This window comes from Thermoclostridium caenicola, assembly GCF_900142095.1.
Lineage (GTDB): Bacteria > Bacillota > Clostridia > DSM-8532 > DSM-8532 > Thermoclostridium_A > Thermoclostridium_A caenicola.
Genome location: NZ_FQZP01000093.1, coordinates 1 through 2,174 on the forward strand (window position 1 = coordinate 1; position 2,174 = coordinate 2,174).

The window sequence follows — 2,174 nt, forward strand, 5'->3', positions numbered from 1 at the left end:
AATGGTTTCACGGAAGGTGTCAACAACAAGATTAAAGTGATCAAACGAAATGCCTATGGGATAAGAAATTTCACAAGGTTCAGAAACAGGATACTTCATGTTATGGCTTAGCTCTTATATTCAAAATTGGCAGATGACCAAAATTGATCATCTGCCAACAAAGCATAAGCTACTTCATTTTACTAGTTCCACCCCAACAATTGACGTAGAACCATTTTTGTTCTGTTCTGCTTTATCGATTCCCAAGAAACATGTCCATCAGGGTGTATCCCTTCTCAATCAGAAGATCTTTACCGGAAGCGTATGCTTCAGTGTATACGGCGTTTTCATCCACCACAGGGTTTCCGCTTCTGTAAATCATGAAGGGAACGGGATCGGAACAATGGGTCCTGATGGCAATCGGGGTGGGATGGTCGGGAAGGATCAGGATGCTGTAATCCCCGCTGCCTTCAAGGCCATCGAGCAATGTTCCGAGAACCTCACGGTCAATCAGTTCGATGGAACGGATCTTTTCCTGAACAAGTCCCTGGTGCCCGCACTCGTCGGGGGCTTCTACATGGATGTAAACCAGATCCCTGCCTGATTTCAGTTCGTCCAGGGCTGCCATGGCCTTCCCTTTGAAATTGGTATGGATATTGCCCGTGGCGCCGGGAACCTCAACAGTATGCATGCCGGATGCCTTTCCGATGCCGCGGATGAGATCCACTGCAGATATGACAGCGCCGCAAAGTCCGTATTTTTCAATAAAGAGGGGAATCGCCGGCCTTTTGCCCTGGCCCCACAGCCAGATGGAGGTTGCCGGGTTCAGCCCCTTTTTCATCCGCCTGATATTGACGGGATGGTTCTTGAGGATGTCCCGGCTTTTGACCATGAGATCCAGCAGGACCTCGCTGCCTTTGCCTTTTGGGAGATACTCCCGGATTGGTTTTCCGGAGATGTCATGGGGCGGTGTCAGTTCCAAATCCAGCGGGCCCTTGTTCCAGACCAGGCAGTGCCGGTAGCTGACACCCGGATAAAAGGAAAGTCCTTCACGGTTCAGTGCCTGCGCAATGGCCTGAATCAGTTCCGAAGCCTCTTCGGTTGTGATTTCACCGGCGCTGTAATCCAACATGGTGGCATCCTGATATGCTGCCGTATCGGACAGGGTCACCAGGTTACAGCGCAGGGCGATATCGTCATCCGAAAGCCTGATACCCATGCTGACGGCCTCCAGTGGTGAACGGCCGGTGTATACCTCCCTGGGGTTGAAACCGAATACGGAAAGGTTGGCCACGTCGCTTCCGGCAGGCATCCCGTCAGGAACGGTTTTCACCATGCCCATCAGCGAGCGCTTCGCCAGGGTGTCCATATTGGGTTTGTGGGCTACCTGCAAGGGTGTCTTGCCGCCTAATTCGTCCAAAGGCCAGTCGGCCATGCCGTCGCCCAGCAGTACGATGTATTTCACTTCAATCACCTTGTTTCCTGTAAGGTTAAAAAGGCATCAATACAGTTGATTATAGCAGAATCAGGATTTCTTTGGCAAATTCTTTCGGCTGAACGGGTTTTGCTCATCCGGCCGCTCTAAGTGTGATTGTGAGCGGAGCGTCAGCGCAGCGCGGCAATCTCATTACGCCCGCAAGCCGTACCTTTGTTGTCATTGCGAGTATTCCTGTAATAAAACGAAATGGACTTTGAACAAAGAAAAGGCCTCCCTGTAAAATAGAAACGTGCCAAAGCTCGTAAGTGCGGACGGCATCAAAATCTAAATTACAAAGGAGACCGTTAATATGAGAGTAACACAGAATGATAAGATCATGCAAATGAAAATTGACACAATGATCGTAGGCATAGATGTAGGGAAAGAGACCCATTATGCCAAAGCGATCGACATAAGGGGGGTTGAACTGGGAAGGCTACTGCGCTTCAGCAACGATGCAGAAGGCTATGCAAGCCTGGATAAGTGGATGAATGAGATTATGAAGCGTACAGAGAAAACTGAAGCGATAGTAGGTTTTGAGCCAACCGGGCACTACTGGTTCACACTTGCAGACCATCTCAAAGGAAGGGGGCATAAATTAGCGATAGTTAATCCATACCATGTGAAATGTACGAAGGAACTGGACGATAACAGTCCGACAAAGAATGATTTGAAAGATCCTAAGACCATAGCCATGCTGGTGAAGGACGGAAGGTAC

The 2,174-nt window shown here is 49.4% G+C and carries 3 protein-coding genes; 2 read left to right on the plus strand and 1 reads right to left on the minus strand.

The window, feature by feature from the left end:
- Positions 1-111, plus strand: a 111-nt coding sequence (locus tag F3H12_RS12955; RefSeq protein ID WP_149677403.1) for a transposase, incomplete at its 5' end; no start/stop codon positions are given.
- A gap of 121 nt (positions 112-232) precedes the next feature.
- On the opposite strand, the gene F3H12_RS12960 is transcribed toward F3H12_RS12955, so the two are convergent.
- Complete coding sequence (locus F3H12_RS12960; RefSeq protein ID WP_149679731.1) at positions 233-1,444, minus strand: cofactor-independent phosphoglycerate mutase; 1,212 nt, start codon at positions 1,442-1,444, stop codon at positions 233-235.
- 322 nt (positions 1,445-1,766) lie between these two features.
- Here F3H12_RS12960 and F3H12_RS12965 point away from each other — a divergent pair.
- The coding region (locus tag F3H12_RS12965; RefSeq protein WP_149679027.1) for an IS110 family transposase at positions 1,767-2,174 on the plus strand (408 nt) is incomplete at its 3' end.